This is a genomic window from Telluria sp. RT2P19 (assembly GCF_059685725.1).
In genome coordinates this window covers 129,542-142,690 of record NZ_JCASIL010000014.1, presented here as the reverse complement: position 1 = coordinate 142,690, position 13,149 = coordinate 129,542, and the positions used below count along the sequence as shown (strand labels likewise).

Below are 13,149 nucleotides of genomic sequence, written 5' to 3'. Positions count from 1 at the left end.
GCGGCCATTGGCCGCCGGCTTGTCGTCGTCGACACTCAATCAGGCGCGACGGCGCCTGCGAATGGCGATTGCACCAGCCAGGCCCGCCATCATCAGCGCCAGGGTCCCTGGCTCCGGCACCTCGGCCGGCGGCCTGTCCGTGACCGGCTCGAAGCCCGGGACATCGACCGTCTTGAAATAATTCACGGCATCCACCTGCACACTTGAATTCCAGCTGTCGGCAATGACCTGGCCCTTGATGACACCATGGCCGGCGATGACGCTCGCGTACGGCGCCAGGACGCTGCCGAGGATGCCTTTCACGTCGACCGTTTCCGCTTCAAAAAAATTGAACAGGACGTTGTAGCCCCATAGCGGCTCCATGCCGCCATCGAAGCGGCCATGCTTGCCGCTGACGTTGAAGATCAGCGTCTGGCCCTCGGTCAGGCCGTTGAGCACCCAGTTATTGCCGCCGCTGAGGAAATCGGCCGAGACCTGGAAGATGTCGACGCCGCCCTTGCCGCTGCCGATGACCTTGTTGGCACTATGCTCACGCTCGACACGGCCGGTTTTCTCGACCAGTGTCAATCCAGCGGCGATATCCCTGAACTGTTGCGTCGCTGCGGCGAAATCCACCGGGTTCACCATCGAGCGTGGCGGGGTGCCGGCGCTCTGCAGCGCGAGATCGCGGCCGGCGTAGACCTGGCCATGGATGGTTCCGCTGGTCAGCGAGATGTCGCCGCCGGAAACGATCGAGTAAGCGGCGTAGGCCGCCCTGTTTTTTTCGTTGACCGAGTAATTGCTAATCGTAACATTGCCACCTGAAACGACTGCGCCCTCGACGTCGCTCGAACTCGCCTTAAAATCACGCGCCGTGTACACGTTCGCGCCGCCCATGATGGAACCCAGGTCGATGACACCTGCCTGCACGCCGATGCTGGCCACCGCCATTCCCAGCAACACCCCAAGCTTGACCATAAAAATTCCACATGGAAATTAATAATGATCGAGAGTATCGCCATCCCATCGCAACTTGGTTGCAGGAAAGATACGCTTACTGGGTAATCCTATCGAATGCTCACACCAGGACAACGTCGCTCATCGCCTTCGACGTCTCGGCCGCTTCATCCAGGATATCTTGCAGGGTCAATTCGTCGAACACGAAATCGAGCGCGCGCTCGGCATGTTCCGGCATGGTCGCGCGGCGGCTGTCTAGGGGCGATGGTACCGGCGCGTATTGATTCGCCAGCAAGAGCGTATCGAGCAAGGTGCCCGGCGGCATATTGAGCCAGCCGCCGCGCATGTCCGCGATCGCGTCCGACACCGCCGGCGGGATCGACAGCTTCTTCATCACCTCGGCGCTGACCACGTCTTCGCACAGGGCGCCCCAGTTTTCCGTGTCGTCGTCGAGCAAGCCTGGGAATTCGTCGGCCCGCGCCAGCAGGTAGAAGGCGCCGACCTCATGCACGATGCCGGCAAACAGCGCGGTATCGGGATTGACGCCGGTGACGCGGCGCGCCAGCGAATGGGCGATCGCGGCCATCTGGGTCGTGTGCGCCCATAACTGCTCCGCCTTGGCGCGCAGGCCGGGATCGTTGATGCGGTTGCCGAACTGGCGCACCACCAGGCTGGCCACCAGGGCTTGCAGGCGGCGGTAACCGATACGCGTCACGGCTGCACGGACATTGGTCACCGGCATGGCGCCGCTGCCGCCAAAGGCCGGGGTATTGGCCACGGCAACCGTGCGCGCGGCCAGTTGTGGTTCGGCCAGCACCAGGCGGATCACCTCGTCGATGTGGCAATCCGGGTCGTCGAGGGCAAGCTGCAGGCGCAGCACGGCGTTGACGCTGGTAGGGAAAGTGATTTCACCGCGCACGGCCTGCGCCGCGATGTATCCGAAAGCTTCGAGTTTGTTCACGGGCGTCATTATAGCCCCGGCCGCATGGCGGATCGGTTGCCGGGCCTCCACCCCGCGGCCGGCCCTGCCAAACTGTCGCGCTCGATCCACATTGCATCGTGGAGTAGCCGGACACGAAACAGCCCGCGCGCCGGGCGGCACGCGGGCTGCTCCTGGAATGAAGCGCGCTTACTTGACCTTGATCGCGCTCTTGACGTCGGCGACGCCCTCGACGCCCTTGGCCACCTGCATGGCCTTGTCGACTTCGGCCTTCGATTCGACGAAGCCGCTCAGCATCACGACGCCGCCTTCGGTATCGACGTTGATTTCCATGCCTTTCAGGGCGGGATCGGTTACCAGGCCGGCCTTGACCTTGGCGGTGATGGTGCCGTCGGATGCCGCGCGGGCGCTACGTTCGCCGGCACGCTCGGTCGCGTTGTCGGCTTTACGGGCGGCGTTCGAGGCCATTTCCCTGGTGCGGTCGACGGCGGCGGCGGTCTTTTCCTTCACCGTGGCGACTGCCTCGCGGGCACGTTCGCCGGCGCCGGCCATGCCGGTCTTCTCGGCCACGTTCGACGCCACTTCGCGGGTCTTGTCGGCCGCGTTGCGCGCCGCCTCGCGGGTGTTCCCGGCCGCGTTCGCGGCGGCTTCGCGGGTGTTGGCGGCGACGGCGGCGCCGGTGGTGGCAGCCACGCCGGCGGCCGTGGTCACATTACCGCGGTCGTCGATCACGCAGGCGGTACGCGAGTCGCCGCTGGCCTGCTCGCACTTCTGCACGGCAGCCGCCTTCTTGGGATCCAGCGTGTCGGTGCTGGCGACCAGGCCGGCGCTGCCGCTGCCGCCGACGGCGGTGGAACCATCGCGGTCGTCCAGACGGGCCAGCGCGGCATCGCGGATCGCGCCTGCCGTGGCCTTGCAGCGGTCCTTGTCGCCGGACGCGGTGGCGTCGCACTGGGTCTCGGCCAGCTCGTGCTCGGCACGGATGACCTTGGCGCGGGCGTCGCGCAGGTTGCCACCGGTGGTGTCGTGTTTGGTGTAGGCCTCGAGTTCGGCGCGCGCCTGGGCCAGCCTGGCCTCGTCTTCACACACTTCCTCGGCGTTGCCGCTCTTGGCGTCGCACTTGGTCTTGGCGCTGCGGTAGTCGGCGGCGGCCTTGTCCATCGCGGCGCGGTGGGCGTCCTTGTCGACGGGGGCGGCGCTGGCGGGAGCCATGGCGACGGCCGACACGGCCGTCGCGATGAGGGTAGCGATGAGGGTTTTCATGAGTGGATTCCCTTGCATGCGGTTGTTAGGATGACATCCATTAAACGCCCCGCTCCCCTCCAACATCTGTGCGACAACGTACCTTGACCGGACAAACAAGGCTACAGGATATCAACCCTGCAACGAGACATGATCAACGCAAAACGTCGCTCCTGCCTTCGCAGAAACGACGTTCATACGATCATTGCATTGCCGCCGCAGCGAGGTGCGCAGCAGCCAGATCAACGATTACTTGCCCTTGTTGGCATCGCGTGCAGCGTCGCGGGTCGCTTTGGCCTGGTCTTCGCACTTGTCCTCGGCATCGCCTTTCAGCGCATCGCATTTTTCATCGGCCAGTTCATACTCGGCATCGATCACCTTGTCGCGTGCCTTGCGCACATTGTTGCCGGTGTTGTCGTGCTTCGTGGTGGCATCCAGTTCGGCTTTCGCACGCATCAGCTTGGCTTCGTCTTCGCACATGTCTTCGGCGCTGCCGCTCATGGCGTCACACTTGTCCTTGGCAACACGATAGTCGGCCTTGGCCTTGTCCATTGCCGTTTTGTGGGCGTCCTTATTGGTCTGGGCGGCTGCTGGAGCGATGCCGATGGCGGCGACGGCGGCGGTAGCGATCAGGGTGGCGATGAACGATTTCATGTTGAGTCCCTCTATTGGTTATTGGTGAGCTCATTAAACGCCCATACCGTAGAGCGCTCTGTGCGGCACCGAACGCTTATTAAAAAACCAATTAAGCTTATAAGAGCGATAGCGGCACGTATCGATCTACATCAACCTTCAGTCACTGCTCAACAGACCTTTGCGCCACAGCGCTTCGGCCGCCTCGAAAGGCGTCAGGCGGCTGTCGAACCCCGCACCATCGCCGGCCAGCTTTACCCAGGTGCGCGTATCGTGGCCGCTGTGCGGTACCGCCACGGCCGCGCGCACGCCGCTCAGCCAATCGTGCACCCGTGCATATTCGCCAGGCTGGGTGCGCTGGATCCAGGCCAATGCCACGAGGTCGGCAAAGCCTTCCTCGCGCCGGGTGTCGCGCATCGCCTTGGCCGCCGCCAGCAATGCCGGATCGTGCGACGTCTGCTGGCCTGTTTCTTCGAAGCCGGACGGCAGCAGATGCCACTCGCCCTGGACGTAGCGCCAGCAATGGGCCAGCTCGTGCGCGGCCATCGCCTCGATCAGCAGCGCGTGGTCGGCGGCGGGTACGTTCGCCAGCACCTTCTCGGCCTCGGGATTGCCGCGCATCGACAGCACCAGCTTGCAGCGTCCTTCGGCGAAACCCATCGCCAGCGGCACCGCGCCGGCCGGCGCCTTCGGCTGGACGATGACGTCCACCGGCAGGTCGATCGATGTCGAGTAATCCAGTACCGGCGCGGCGGCGCGCAGCCAGCGCGATTCCTGCGCCGTCAGTTGGGCGGCCTGGAGTGGAAGGGCGAAGGATGCCGCGGCGCAGATTGCCGCGAACAAGAGGGGCTTGGACATGGTGCTGCTCCGGGTAACGAAATTCCTGTTGGAAATTCTAGCCCCGAATCAAGCACCACTTTCAGGAAAATATTTCTGTATGTTCAAAAAACAAGGGCCGTCGCCGACGCGCCCATGCATCCTATTTGAGCAGCTTGTCCGCCGTGACGAAGGACGGTCGGATATCGTTCGGCACCGCCTTGAGCTTGTCGAGCGCCTTGCGCACCTGAGGGCGAATGACCACGTATCTGTCCATCATCGCCTTGGCGCGCGCATGGTCGCCGGTTGCTTCGATGGTCAGGAATTCGCGGTCCAGATCGATCACGGCGCCCTTGATCTTCTTGAAGTCAACCGAGAACGTCCCGTCGTCGTGGACGACGAAGCCGCCCTTGTCGAGCAGGTAGTTGACCTGGATCGCCATGCCTCGCGCATGCGAGGAACTCAGGCCGAAATGCAGGGTGCGAAAGCTCGAGGCCAGGAAGGTATTGTACAGCTTGCGCTCGGCCGCGGCGCCCTGCCCCAGCGTGTCTTTCAGCAGGCCCTTGTCCATCATGTACTGCAGCGCCCACAGGCCGGTGATGTCGGCCTTCGCTTCTTCGATGGTCGAATAGGCTTCTTTAAGGTCCTGGCGCGGGGTCGAATCCTTGCCGTCCTTTTTCGTGTGGTGCGGTCCGAGGCCGTGCATGATCTCGTGCGCCAGGATGTGGGTGAAGAAGGAATCGAAGTCCAGGTCCTTCTGGTCGGCCGGCCTGAGCACCTGCTTGCTGATCGGGGTCAGCGTAGACGCGAACTTGGCCTGCTGTACGTTCTTGAGCATCACGCGCTTGGAGCCGCGCTCGCGGATCACGCGCTCGTCGTTCGGCAGGTTGTAGGCCGCGGTCTGCACGCCCATATTGCCGTCGCCGGCGCCGTAGACTTCGTTGACCACCACCATCGGCGCGATTGCGCCGACTTTCGGGTTGCGGTACTGCTTCTCGAGCGGCAGATTGTCTTCGAGCTCCTGCAGGTGCTTGCCGAAGAAGTCCAGCTTGGCCGTCTCTTGCGGATCGAGGATGCTCACATAGGCCTCGAAGGCCGCCTTGTAGCCGAACAGTTCGTCGTTATACGTCTCATACGGCCCGATTGTCACGTCGACCGGCGAGTCGAGATCCATCCAGGCGAAGTCCGAGGCCAGATAGTCGCTACTCAGGAAAGCGTCGGCGCGCAGGCCCAGGAATTTCTTGAGCGAGGCATTGTCGGTGGAGGCCGCGGCCTCGCGCAGCAGCCTGGCCAGTTGCTCCAGTTCGGGGCGGTATTCGTCCGCATACTCGACGCTGCGCAGCTTGCCGTCCGGTCCGGTGCGGATCACGGTGAAGAACCATTGCGCGTCCTTCTTCTGTTCGGGCGCCAGGCCGTTCATCCAGCTCTCCAGCGAGGCTTTGGCGGCGCCTTCCGGATAAAAGTTGGCGCCTTCGGGCTTCTTTGGCGGGATCTTGATGCCGGCATACTCGGCCGGCATGAACGAGGCGTTGTTGTCGAGGTTCGACCACGGCCCCTTGTTGAGCCAGAAGGCATCGAGGCGCGCGCGACCCAGCGGCGTGGCGTCTTTCTTGAGCGCGTTCCAGAGGGCTTCGTTGTGGGCCCAGCGCTGGCGCATCTGCAGCGTGTCGATGATCTGCGCCGCTTCGATCAGCTTGACGATGGCGGCGCGGTCGCCCTTCGACAAGTGCGACACGTCGGCGCGCAGCTCGACCGGCTCGAAGCGTTTCGCCATGGCCTGGAGCTGGCCGGCGCTGGCGACCGTTGGCGCCGTTTGCGCGTGCGCGGCCGGGGCGAAAGCAGCGCCGATCGCGGCGCACAGGACGAGTGGTGCGAGGATGTTTTTCATGGTCTCTCGGGTCGTGGATGACAACCAGACCATTATCGCACCATGCATTACGCGATACGTGGGGTGGAAGGCTCCGCCTTCCACGCGTTCAGCGCACGGTCGCCAGCGCCTCGCCCTGCTCCCAGCCGCCACCCAGGGCACGCGCCACCGCCACCGTCGCCAGCAGGCGCTGGGTACGAATCTGCGCCGCCGCGCGATCCGCGCCCAGCGTGCTGCGCTGGGCATCGGTCACGTCGAGATAGGTCGACACGCCGCGTTCATAGCGCGCCTGCGCCACCAGCAGCGCGCGCGCCGCGGCCTCTTGCGACTGCGCTTGCACCTCGCCCTGCTTCTGGCGCTGCTGCAGGTCGGACAAGGCGTCTTCCACCTCGCGCAGCGCGGTCAGGAGCTTCGTCTGGTGGTTGGCGACCGCTTCGTCGTAGCGCGCCTTGGCCAGCGCCAGGTTGGCGCGGTTGCGGCCGCCGTCGAAGATCGGCAGCGACAGCGCCAGCGGCCCGGCCGAGAACTGGCGCGCGCCGCCGCTCGTCAGGTCGTTCAGGCTTTGCGAGGCATAGCCGAAATTCCCGGTCAGCGACAACGCCGGATAGAAGGCGCCTTCGGCCACGCCGATCTGCGCATTGGCCGCCTTCAATTGGGCGACGCTGGCGGCCAGGTCGGGCCGCTGGCCCACCAGGCTGGCCGGCAGGCCGACGGGGATCGCCGGCGGTTGCGGCAGTTGCACGGTGGGCGCTTCAGGCAGCAGCGGCGCACTCGGCGTGCCGCCCACCAGCGTGGCCAGCGCGTGCTCGACCAGGTTGCGCTGGCGCTGCACCTCGTGCAGGTCGGCCTCGGCGTTGGCGCGCTCGATGCGGGCGCGCGATACGTCCAGCTCGTTCGACAGGCCGCCATTGAAACGGGCCTCGACCAGCGCCTGCGATTCGCGGCGCGTGGCCAGGGCGTCGCGCAGGATCGCCAGCTCGGCATCCAGGCCGCGCAACTGCCAGTAGTTCGAGGCAACCTGGCTTGAGAGCAGCAGGATCACGCCGTCGCGGTCATCCTGCGCCGCCAGCGCCTGCGCGTCACTCGCTTCGACCACCCTGCGCACGCGGCCCCACAGGTCGAGCTCATACGACAGCGAGGCGCCGACGGTGTAGTTATTGCCCTCGATCGAGCGGCCGCCCAGGGCCAGGCCCTGCGATGTTTCGCTTGACGTACGGGCATTCGACACACCGGCGCCGACCGAGACGCTCGGCAGCTGGCCGGCGCGCACCACGCCCAGTTGCGCCTGCGCCTGCAACAGGCGCTGGGCGGCGGCCTGCACGCCCGGGTTGTCGCGCAGCGCGCGGGTCTCGAGGCTGTCGAGGGTGGCGTCGTGGAACACGGACCACCAGGCGGCCGGCAGGCGCACGCTGTCGCTGCCCGCGTCGAGACGGCGGAACGCCGTTTGTGCGGGCGTGTCCGGCGCCTTGAAATCCGGGCCGAGCGTGGTGCAGCCGGCGACCAGTGCACTGATCGCGATGACGCAGGCGAGAGGTTTGAACATGGTTGGTCTCTTCATTCGAATTCAGTATCAGTGGCGGCTCAATGGGCGCCGGAGGCGCCACCCGGCGACTTGACCTTGTCGGCCATCCAGATCGCCGCGATGCAGCCGAGCAGGATCATGCCGATGATCCAGAAGCCATCGTTGTAGGCCATTACATAGGCTTCGCGCCGTACCAGGCGGTCGACCACGGCCAGCGCCTGGCTGGCCGCCTGGGCCGGATCAACGCCGCCGGCGATGAAGCCCTGCGTCAGCGTGTCCAGGCGTTCCTGGGTCGCCGGCGCATAAGCCGACACGGCTTCGCCCAGACGCGCCGAGTGGAAGTGTTCGCGGTTGGTCAGCGACGTCGCCAGGAGCGCGATGCCGATCGAACCGCCCAGGTTGCGGGTCATGTTGAACAGGCTCGAGGCCGAACCCATCTCTTGCGGCGGCAGGCCCGACATCGCGAAGTTCGACAGGGTCAGCATCACGAAAGGCTGGCCGATGGCGCGCACGACCTGGGTCCACATCAGCTGGTCGTAGCCGGTGGTGGCGTCCATGAACGAGTTCATGATGCACGAGATGCCGAACATGGCCAGGCCGAAGCTGCACAGGATGCGGTTGTCGACTTTCGACGACAGCTTGGCCGCGAACGGCATCACCAGCAATTGCGGCAGGCCGACCCAGGCGATCACTTCGCCGATCTGCATCGGCGTATAGCCGGCGATCTGCCCCAGGTACAGCGGCAGCAGGTATGAGGAACCGTACAGCCCCATGCCGATCACCGCCGACAGCGTGGTCGCCACCAGGAAGTTGCGCTGGCCGTAGAGGCGCAGGTTGACGAACGGCTCGGGCTTCGAGAAGCTCAGCGCCACCCAGCCCAGCAGGCCCGTGAGCGAGAGCGCGGCAAAGGTCACGATGAAGCTCGAATCGAACCAGTCCTTCGAATTGCCTTCCTCCAGGAAGATCGTCAGGCAGGCCAGGCCCATCGCCATCAGCGCGATGCCGAGCCAGTCGGCTTTCACCAGCGTCTTGAGATTGGCTTTCTCGGGCTTGAGGCCCCAGGCCATGCCCGCGATCAGCAGCACGCCCGGCACCCAGTTGATGTAGAAAATCGAGGGCCAGCCATACAGCTCCGACAGGTAGCCGCCCAGGGTCGGGCCCATGGCCGGCGCCAGGGTCGCGGTCAGGCCGAAGATGGCCATGCCGGCGGCGCGTTTCGATGGCGGCAGCAGCGTCATCACCAGGGTCAGCGCCATCGGGATCAGCGCGCCGCCGGTGAAGCCCTGCAGCATGCGGAACACGATCATGCTGTCCAGGCTCCAGGCCGCGCCGCACAGGGTCGAGAACACCAGGAACAGCGCGGTGGTGCCGATCATGTAGTTGCGCACGCCGAAGGCGCGGGTGAACAGCGCCGTCAGCGGAATGACGACGATCTCGGCGCACAGGTAGGCGGTCGAGATCCACGAGCCTTCTTCCTGGGTGGCCGACAGGGTGCCCAGGATGTCGCGCAGCGAGGAATTCGTGATCTGGATGTCGAGCACCGCCATGAAGGCGCCCAGCATGCCGGCGGCGACGGCGATCCAGGTGCGCAGGTCGACCGTGGCGCCATTGGCCGGCGCGCCCGGCACCGTCCCCGGGGCCGGACCGGCAGCGTCAGGTTTGCTCAGGGTAGTCATGACGCCGGCTTAGTGGATGGCCGCGGTCTGGGTCGGCTTGACGTCCTGGCCCAGCTTGACCTCGGCCACCACCGACATGCCCGGCACCAGGCGCCCGGCATACTTCCTGACGTCTTGCGGGTCGAGCGTGATCTTGACCGGCACGCGCTGCACGATCTTGGTGAAGTTACCGGTCGCGTTATCGGCCGGCAGCAGCGCGAACTGGTTGCCCGAGGCCGGCGCGAAGCTGTCCACGCGGCCCACCAGGTGGTGGTCGGGCAGCGCGTCGACTTCGAGGCTCACCAGCTGCCCCGGCGCCAGGCCGGCGAGCTGGGTTTCCTTGAAGTTGGCCACCACCCATACATTGTCTTCGACCACGGCCAGCAGGGCCTGGCCCGGCTGCACGCGGGCGCCGACTTCGACGCTGCGGCGGCCGACGCGGCCGGCCACGGGCGCCACGATGCGGTTATAGGCCAGCTGCTGCCGCGCGTCCTTCAACTGCGCCTGCAGCACCTTGACCTGCGCCTTGAGCACGTCGCGGCCTGCTTCGGCGGCGCCGATCTGGGCTTGCGCGGCGGCGGCGTTGTCGCGGCGCGCGGCCAGGTCGGCCACGGCGGCGGCGCGCGCCGCGCTCGAGGCGTCCACCTCGGCCTTGGAGACCGCCTTCATGGTCTCGTTGTACAGCTGGCCGAAACGCTCCGCGTCCTGGCGCGCGCGCAGCAGCTGGGCTTCGGATTGCTTGACCTGGGCGCCGGCGGCCGAGGCTTGCGCACGCACCTGCTGGATCTGGGCGTCGGCCTGGCCGACCTGTTGCTGGACGCTGGCGATCTGGGCCTCGATCTGCTCGATGCGCACGGCGTGGTCGGCCGGGTCCAGCTCGGCGATCGTGTCGCCCGCCTTGACCAGCTGGTTGTCGTCGACCAGCACTTTGGTGACCACGCCGGCCACGCGCGACGACACCTGGTGCACGCGCCCGGTGACGTAGGCGTTCTCGGTCTCGACGTAGTGATGGCTGCGGTACCACATCTGCCCGCCGGCGCCGAGCGCTACCAGCGCGATCAGGCCGACCACGGCCAGCACGCGCTTGTTGGGTGCGCTCTTGCCAGGCGCACTGGCCGGGGCGCCGCCCGCCTGTGCTTGCGCCGCGGGCACCTGCCCTGCCGTGTTGTGCATCTCTGCCATGGTGCTGCTCCGAAATGAAATGAAATGAAATGGGTTCATCGCATTATTTGCCAGCAATTCGCGGAAGTCAAGAAATGAAACGGTTGCGTTTCATTTTAAATTCCACTAGAGTCGTCGGCATGAGTAGAGAACACAGCGACACCCCAGCCGGCGCCAAGTCAGCCGGGCGCCCGAAGGCTTCCGAGGTCGAAGCCCGTACCCAGGAATTGATCGAGGCCGCCGGCCGCCTCATCCTGCATCACGGCTATACCAGGGTGAGCCTGGAAACGATCGCCCGCGAAGCGCGTGTGGCGGTGCGTACCATTTATGTGAAATTCGGCGGCAAGGCCGGCCTGCTCAGGGCCGTGCTCGCCTCACGGCGCGAGCGCCTGTTTGCCGGATGCAGCATGGACGCCGACCTGCGCCCGCTGCGCGCGATCGTCGACGACTTCGCGCGCGACTTCTACGATATGCTGGTCGAGCCCGATGCGATGGCGATGCAGCGCGTGGTGATTGCCGAGGCCAGCAGTAGTCCAGAGCTGGCGGAAGCTTTCTACGACGGGGGCCCGCGCCTGACGCGCGATACCCTGCACCGTTTTTTTTCGCGGCCGGATATCCGCAGCCAGCTGCGCGACGACGTGCCGCTGGACTTGTTGCCAACGCACTTGATCGGCTGCATCTGCGGCGACCCGATCGGCCGCTTCCTGTTTCCGGACGCCGAGCCGACGCGTGAGGAAGCGCGGCGCGAACTGGCAGCGCGGCTGGAACTGTTTTATCGTAGCGTACTGAAAGAATGTTAAATCGCCAGGATTAAGTGCGGCATCGCACGGACACAACAGGCGTTTTTGTGGCACGCTGTAAGCCTTCACATAGGATGTCGTGAATATCAATAAGAGCGGTGTGACCGCGAGGAGAAAGCATGAGCAAGTCGTCCAGATATGAATGGCGTGACCAGCAGGCGTCCCTGCAAGAACGCATGAAAAACTTCATCGAAAACCCTGGCAATGACCAGATGGAAGCAGTCATCGCTGAAATGCGAACCTATGCCGCAGCCGCCAAGGCCGGCACGATCGATATCCCGGAGCGTTTCGTCAGTTTCGGCTGAAACAGACTGCGCATCCAAACCAATGCCGCCTAGCGCAAGCCTGGCGGCATTTTTATTGGCGCTGTCCGCCCTGGTTATGCGCACTCTTCCTTCCGCGCCGGTCGCGGCCACTGTCGAGTGGACTCATCAGGTGGCAATGATGCAAGACGTGGTCGCCGAAGGAATATTTGGCTGACTTCCCTGCACTTGCATAACGACGCGGTGAGGTTGCGCGCCTGGATCGCCGCGCTTGCCACCTGGCCCGGGGCCGGTGCCGGCGCCGGGCGCGCCGTCGACCAGCGATGCCGAGGCCGCTTACTAGATGGCCGGCACCGGCACCGGCCTGGCCTGCTCTTCCACGTCGTACACGCGCGTGAGCAGGTGCACCTTGCGCGGCGCCCGGTGGCGTTCATGCAGTTCGCGGGTCAGCACCTCGACCCGGCGCGGCCGCACCGCCACCTGCTGTGGGTCGACGGTGCCGATGGCGCCCGGCACGTACTGGCTCAACTGCGAGGCCAGTAGTTGCGAGACCGAGCCACAAATGGTCGCCGGCGCCCCGTGGACCGTGGTGTGGAGTTCGAAACAGCGGGTTTCCGGCAACACGTAGACGGTCCCGATGTACTCGTTGCTGTGTTCGTCCATCTTGCCCTCCTGAGCTGAACGCGGGCGCGCAAGTCGGCTTGCCGCCGCATTGTCTCATCATAGGCTATTGGCAGGCGCTGGCAAGCGGCGTACGCGCGCATTGCCGTCCATTGCAACTCGCGCCGTCTCGCTGCAGGTCGCGCCGCCAGGCGCCGCTTCGTCGCAAACCCCGGCCGGACAGATTGCGCGCTTCCAGAATGGCTCCACGATACACTGACCGGAGACCCTCATGAAGCGCCTTTCCCTCACCCTCCTGCTTGCCCTCCTGTCCAGCGCCGGCATGGGCCACGCCGCCGAGCTGTCGATCAAGGTCGACGGCGTGCGCACGGCCCGGGGCGCCGTGCGCGTCGCGCTGTTCGACGCCGCCGACCGCTTCCTCAAGCGCCCGCTGCAGACCGCCAGCGCGCCGGCCGTCGAGGGCGCCACCGCGCTCGCCCTGCGCGACCTGGCGGCCGGCGACTACGCCATCGCCGTCTACCATGACGCCAACGACAACGGCAAGCTCGACCAGAACATGATGGGCATTCCGGTCGAGGCGACCGGTTTCAGCAACGATGCGCCGGGCAATATGGGGCCGCCATCCTTCGAGGCCGCCCGCTTCGCGCTGGCGGCTGGCGGCAGCGCCATCCAGGTCACGCTGCGCTGAGGCCC

At 65.6% G+C, this 13,149-nt stretch carries 13 protein-coding genes; 3 read left to right on the top strand and 10 right to left on the bottom strand.

Translation table 11 applies throughout. From position 1 onward, the window contains the following. Window positions 1-39 precede the first annotated feature (39 nt). The 9 genes from AC56KW_RS17810 to AC56KW_RS17770 all read right to left on the bottom strand — a co-directional run bounded on the left by AC56KW_RS17810 (window position 40) and on the right by AC56KW_RS17770 (window position 10,793). Window positions 40-957 carry a choice-of-anchor A family protein gene (locus tag AC56KW_RS17810; RefSeq protein WP_497172009.1) on the bottom strand — a complete coding sequence of 306 codons (918 nt, stop codon included), beginning with the start codon at window positions 955-957 and terminating at the stop codon, window positions 40-42. A 100-nt stretch (window positions 958-1,057) separates the two neighbouring features. Continuing rightward, the gene (locus AC56KW_RS17805; protein ID WP_497172008.1) at window positions 1,058-1,897 is read right to left on the bottom strand and encodes an HDOD domain-containing protein; all 840 of its coding nucleotides are present in this window, start codon (window positions 1,895-1,897) and stop codon (window positions 1,058-1,060) included. Between the two features lie 168 nt (window positions 1,898-2,065). Further along, on the bottom strand, window positions 2,066-3,139 hold the full coding sequence (locus tag AC56KW_RS17800; protein ID WP_497172007.1) for a BON domain-containing protein: 1,074 nt from the start codon (window positions 3,137-3,139) through the stop codon (window positions 2,066-2,068). A gap of 228 nt (window positions 3,140-3,367) precedes the next feature. After that, window positions 3,368-3,772 (bottom strand): cell envelope biogenesis protein TolA, encoded by a 405-nt coding sequence (locus AC56KW_RS17795; RefSeq protein WP_497172006.1) that lies wholly within the window; start codon window positions 3,770-3,772, stop codon window positions 3,368-3,370. Window positions 3,773-3,910: 138 nt separating this feature from the next. Continuing rightward, window positions 3,911-4,609, bottom strand: coding sequence for a hypothetical protein (locus AC56KW_RS17790; RefSeq protein WP_497172005.1), 699 nt, complete (start codon window positions 4,607-4,609; stop codon window positions 3,911-3,913). A 121-nt stretch (window positions 4,610-4,730) separates the two neighbouring features. Beyond that, entirely contained in the window at window positions 4,731-6,455 is a 1,725-nt protein-coding gene (locus AC56KW_RS17785; protein ID WP_497172004.1) for a DUF8614 domain-containing protein, read from the bottom strand. Window positions 6,456-6,543: 88 nt separating this feature from the next. Next, window positions 6,544-7,977, bottom strand: a complete 1,434-nt coding sequence (locus tag AC56KW_RS17780) for an efflux transporter outer membrane subunit (protein WP_497172003.1) — start codon at window positions 7,975-7,977, stop codon at window positions 6,544-6,546. A gap of 38 nt (window positions 7,978-8,015) precedes the next feature. Then, window positions 8,016-9,632, bottom strand: coding sequence for a DHA2 family efflux MFS transporter permease subunit (locus AC56KW_RS17775; protein WP_497172002.1), 1,617 nt, complete (start codon window positions 9,630-9,632; stop codon window positions 8,016-8,018). A 9-nt stretch (window positions 9,633-9,641) separates the two neighbouring features. Further along, window positions 9,642-10,793, bottom strand: coding sequence for an HlyD family secretion protein (locus tag AC56KW_RS17770; protein WP_497172001.1), 1,152 nt, complete (start codon window positions 10,791-10,793; stop codon window positions 9,642-9,644). 29 nt (window positions 10,794-10,822) lie between these two features. Between AC56KW_RS17770 and AC56KW_RS17765 the strand changes: the two genes are divergently transcribed. Beyond that, the gene (locus AC56KW_RS17765) at window positions 10,823-11,572 is read left to right on the top strand and encodes a TetR/AcrR family transcriptional regulator (protein WP_497172000.1); all 750 of its coding nucleotides are present in this window, start codon (window positions 10,823-10,825) and stop codon (window positions 11,570-11,572) included. A gap of 119 nt (window positions 11,573-11,691) precedes the next feature. Further along, the gene (locus AC56KW_RS17760) at window positions 11,692-11,877 is read left to right on the top strand and encodes a hypothetical protein (protein ID WP_137171746.1); all 186 of its coding nucleotides are present in this window, start codon (window positions 11,692-11,694) and stop codon (window positions 11,875-11,877) included. A gap of 297 nt (window positions 11,878-12,174) precedes the next feature. Here the strand turns inward: AC56KW_RS17760 and AC56KW_RS17755 are convergent, their stop codons facing one another. After that, window positions 12,175-12,498, bottom strand: coding sequence for a hypothetical protein (locus AC56KW_RS17755; RefSeq protein ID WP_497171999.1), 324 nt, complete (start codon window positions 12,496-12,498; stop codon window positions 12,175-12,177). 229 nt (window positions 12,499-12,727) lie between these two features. Here AC56KW_RS17755 and AC56KW_RS17750 point away from each other — a divergent pair, with 229 nt between their 5' ends. Next, window positions 12,728-13,144, top strand: coding sequence for a DUF2141 domain-containing protein (locus AC56KW_RS17750; RefSeq protein ID WP_497171998.1), 417 nt, complete (start codon window positions 12,728-12,730; stop codon window positions 13,142-13,144). Window positions 13,145-13,149: the final 5 nt, after the last annotated feature.

Excerpts from the sequence above, each read along its gene's own strand:
- AC56KW_RS17810 (WP_497172009.1), bottom strand. The coding sequence starts at position 957 with ATGGTCAAGCTTGGGGTGTTGCTGGGAATGGCGGTGGCCAGCATCGGC.
- AC56KW_RS17800 (WP_497172007.1), bottom strand. The coding sequence starts at position 3,139 with ATGAAAACCCTCATCGCTACCCTCATCGCGACGGCCGTGTCGGCCGTC.
- AC56KW_RS17795 (WP_497172006.1), bottom strand. The coding sequence starts at position 3,772 with ATGAAATCGTTCATCGCCACCCTGATCGCTACCGCCGCCGTCGCCGCC.
- AC56KW_RS17790 (WP_497172005.1), bottom strand. The coding sequence starts at position 4,609 with ATGTCCAAGCCCCTCTTGTTCGCGGCAATCTGCGCCGCGGCATCCTTC.
- AC56KW_RS17785 (WP_497172004.1), bottom strand. The coding sequence starts at position 6,455 with ATGAAAAACATCCTCGCACCACTCGTCCTGTGCGCCGCGATCGGCGCT.
- AC56KW_RS17780 (WP_497172003.1), bottom strand. The coding sequence starts at position 7,977 with ATGTTCAAACCTCTCGCCTGCGTCATCGCGATCAGTGCACTGGTCGCC.
- AC56KW_RS17775 (WP_497172002.1), bottom strand. The coding sequence starts at position 9,632 with ATGACTACCCTGAGCAAACCTGACGCTGCCGGTCCGGCCCCGGGGACG.
- AC56KW_RS17770 (WP_497172001.1), bottom strand. The coding sequence starts at position 10,793 with ATGGCAGAGATGCACAACACGGCAGGGCAGGTGCCCGCGGCGCAAGCA.
- AC56KW_RS17765 (WP_497172000.1), top strand. The coding sequence starts at position 10,823 with ATGGGTTCATCGCATTATTTGCCAGCAATTCGCGGAAGTCAAGAAATG.
- AC56KW_RS17760 (WP_137171746.1), top strand. The coding sequence starts at position 11,692 with ATGAGCAAGTCGTCCAGATATGAATGGCGTGACCAGCAGGCGTCCCTG.
- AC56KW_RS17755 (WP_497171999.1), bottom strand. The coding sequence starts at position 12,498 with ATGGACGAACACAGCAACGAGTACATCGGGACCGTCTACGTGTTGCCG.
- AC56KW_RS17750 (WP_497171998.1), top strand. The coding sequence starts at position 12,728 with ATGAAGCGCCTTTCCCTCACCCTCCTGCTTGCCCTCCTGTCCAGCGCC.